Raw genomic sequence first — 3,191 nt, forward strand, 5'->3', positions numbered from 1 at the left:
CGTATCGTGGCGAAAAGAACGCCGCACCACGAATGGGGCATGCCGCACCATGAGCGAGGGTGCCGCACCACAGTGAGAAGAGTGCAGCACCACGCCAGAAAGGAAGGACGCGCCAGAAAGATAGGCCGTTTCCGCGAGCGGGCAGGCCAGTGGACTCCGTCACCCCGGCGTCGTGCGGTGCGAGTTTCCCCGGGCCTGAAGACTATCGCGCGCGGCTGTCCGGGCACCGGGCCAGGCGCGTCATGGCAAAGTGATCAAGTTCGAACTGTCTGTGGTGGGGAGACACGTGAAGCGATATCTGAGGCCGGCAGCAGTTGCGGCCGTGGCCACGGCCATGGCCACGGTCACACTGACCGGCTGTGGCGGCGGTGAAGAGAGCGGCGACTCATCGGCCAAAGGCCCCGGAAATGAGGGTGCCCCACCCACTCCCTACCGGTTGAAGATGCCCAAGTCGGTCCTGAACGGCACCTTCACGGAGTCCGATCACGCCGAGCCCGACCAGAAGATCGCGTCGCCGCTCTACGGCCAGATCGAGAACGGCACCTCAGCATTCGCCGCCTACCAGTCGGCCGACCGGGAGTCGGAGACCTCGAGGCCCGTGCTGGCGGTGACCGGCGTGTACGGAACCGTGCTCAGCCCCATCACGGCCCGAGACGAGTTCCTGAAGATCCTCGACCGCAGGATCCCGGACAGGAGTTCCACCGTGATCATCGAAGATCGCCAGGCGGCCCATCCGTCGGCTTGGGCGGCGTGTGTGAGACGACGGCTTACAGCCTCGCGTGCCCCGGGCTGTCAGTGGCGGCTGCCAGGCTGAACGGATGGACCGTGATGACCAGCAACTGCTGCGCCGCCGGATCTATGGCGCCGACCACGACGAGCCCGGCCCGCACTACGCCGAACTGGTCGGCGGCCCGCTGGACGGCCTGCTGCTCCGCGTCACAAGCTGGACGCAGGACGAGGCCGACACCTGTGTCGCGCTCTCCGCCGAGCTGGGGCAGTTCGGCGCTGGCGGCCGGGCCCTGTACGACCCACGCCACGACGCCCCGGATTGCTGGGATTGGACCGCCCACAGTTCCTGACCGTCCCGAGCCGACTTACCGGCGACACCTTCGACTGGCTGTTGGAGGGAGCTTGGCCGTGCTGCCCGGAGGTGGAGGTGTGCACGCGGGGCCCGGCCCCGCACGGCGGTGGTGGCGGCGCTGGGCTGACAAGGTCGGTCCGCCGACCGACTCGCTAGCCCCGGGTCTGTTCTCCAAGGACAACGTCCCCGCATGCACCCGGTGGACGCTCACCGGCGGTGTGGTGGGCCGCTACCGGTGCGTTCCGGGGGTGCCACCGCGCGAGCCAGCACCTTCTGGAGGCGGCGCTCGTTGCGCCGCCCCTTGCCCTACCCCACGAGGGTCCTGTCCACGACGATCCTGCGCCTGCTGTGCTCCCAATAGTCGTGGGTCCCCCTCGCGTTGCGGCTCCGTCGAGGCTGCGCAGACCGCGGCTCGCGCCGAAGGCGTTCGGGCAAGAAGAGAGGGGCAGCGGCCGTTGGACGGCGGGTGCCCCTTCAACTTCAGCGAACGTACCAGGTGATCGTCGAAACCCGCGGGGTGCGGATGGTCACGCGCTGGTGCGGGCGGCCTCGGAGTAGGTGTCGAAGAAGCGGTCGCCCGTGAGCTTGTGGTGAGCGAGCTGCGCGGCGACGGCCTGTTCGTCGCCCCATCGCCCCATGTCACTGGCGAGCGCGACGGCGTACTGGATGGCCGACTGCTTCAGGAGCTCGTACTTGGCTGGCGTCACCACGCGCATTCCCGGCTGCGGGGTGGCCTTGGCGTCGCAGACGCGGCTGGGGTGCACCATGATGGGCAGGGCTTTGACCTCGGGGTTGTGCTTGTTGAGCCAGCGGATGCTGCCGCCGAGCTGGTCGGCGTCCTTCTTGGCGATCGTGTCGGTGATGCACCCGGTCTTGAGCTCGATCACGGCCTGCCGCGTGGCCGAGAGTGCCCAGAGGTTGTCCGGGCCCGTGTCGTACAGCTTCTCCGGCCGGGTGCTCACGAATCCGAGGTGGCGGCCCAGGCGTTCCCAGGACCGCTCGGCGTCGTCGGAGCGGTCCTCGTCGCCCCACACCACTTCTTCCAGCAGTGCCTTCACCCCGAGGACCAGGTTGACGCCGTCGCCGTACTCGGCGGACAGGAACTGCGCGGCCTCGCGGGCCTGCACGGCGGCCGCCTTGATCTGCGCCGGCTCGACACCGCCTGCGGGCTTCAGAGGGCGTTAAGTCCGTTTCTGGTAGCGGCCTCGTCCGGGCTGGATGAGGAAGCCTTGGCGGGTGAGGCGTCCGAGACGGCTGCGTGTGATGTTGACGGATGCCTCGTCGGTGGGCATGCCGAGGAGTTCGTGCAGTTCACGGGCTCGGAACTCTTGGTCGGGGTGCTGGTTGAAGGTGTTCACGATGGCCTGGTAGGCGGTGTTCGTCTCGGGCGGTGCGGGTTGGCCTCCAGCCGGTACGAGTTCGGCGATGACCTTCCGGGTGGTGGCCAGGTCCGCGAGTCGCGCTTCGGTCTCGGCCAGCAAGGCGGTCAAGTGCTGGATCCGGTCGCGCAGTTCACCGGCCCGGGCTGTGGTCTCGTCGTGCTGGGCCTGGAGGTCGGCCAGGAGCTCGATGACGTTCACGCGGCCAGCCCGAGGGTGTCGCGCCAGGCCGGACTCGGTGCGGTGAGGCGGCGGGCCATGTTCGCGATGGAGGCCCAGTAGACGCGCGAGGCGGACGTGTCGGGGCGGTGGTCGTACTCGCGGGCCAGGCGGCGGTGCAGCATCAACGTGCCGTTGACCTGCCCCACGACCCACCTCTTCGGTTGCGGGACGAAGCCTTTGCCCTGGTCGTCCGGGTTGCGGCGGACGACCTCGACGTCGATGTCCAGCAGAGCACCCTGGATGAGAACCTCGTCCTTGAAGCCCTGGTCCACCAGGACCTTCTCCAGGCGCATTCCGCACCGCTCGGCTGCCTGGTCGAGCAGGGCGGTGCCGGCGGCGTTGTCGTGGGCGGAGGCGGCCAGGACGACGACACCGATGACCAGCCCCAGCACGTCGACGGCCAGTCCCCGCTTGCGGCCCGACACCTTCTTGTTGGCGTCCAGTCCCGTCGTGGTCTTCGGGACACCCGCGGCCGCGCGGACGGACTGGGTGTCGATGATCACGAGGGA

The 3,191-nt window shown here is 68.8% G+C and carries 5 protein-coding genes; 2 read left to right on the top strand and 3 right to left on the bottom strand.

Translation table 11 applies throughout. The features are described 5' to 3' along the window. Positions 1-442: 442 nt before the first annotated feature. Both ABZ281_RS43690 and ABZ281_RS43695 read left to right on the top strand, forming a co-directional pair. Entirely contained in the window at positions 443-814 is a 372-nt protein-coding gene (locus tag ABZ281_RS43690) for a hypothetical protein (RefSeq protein WP_356663745.1), read from the top strand. 4 nt (positions 815-818) lie between these two features. Further along, a complete protein-coding gene (locus tag ABZ281_RS43695) occupies positions 819-1,079 on the top strand; it encodes a hypothetical protein (protein WP_356663747.1) in 261 nt (86 codons plus the stop codon). 529 nt (positions 1,080-1,608) lie between these two features. Here ABZ281_RS43695 and ABZ281_RS43700 read toward each other — a convergent pair. The 3 genes from ABZ281_RS43700 to ABZ281_RS43710 all read right to left on the bottom strand — a co-directional run. Then, a complete protein-coding gene (locus tag ABZ281_RS43700; protein ID WP_356663749.1) occupies positions 1,609-2,208 on the bottom strand; it encodes a hypothetical protein in 600 nt (199 codons plus the stop codon). A gap of 54 nt (positions 2,209-2,262) precedes the next feature. Then, positions 2,263-2,661, bottom strand: a complete 399-nt coding sequence (locus ABZ281_RS43705; protein WP_356663751.1) for a hypothetical protein — start codon at positions 2,659-2,661, stop codon at positions 2,263-2,265. Further along, positions 2,658-3,191 (bottom strand): transposase (locus ABZ281_RS43710; protein WP_356663753.1); only part of this gene is annotated, 534 nt, incomplete at its 5' end. The genes ABZ281_RS43705 and ABZ281_RS43710, both read right to left, overlap by 4 nt.

This window comes from Streptomyces sp. NPDC006265, assembly GCF_040613555.1.
In the GTDB taxonomy this organism is placed as follows: Bacteria; Actinomycetota; Actinomycetes; order Streptomycetales; family Streptomycetaceae; genus Streptomyces.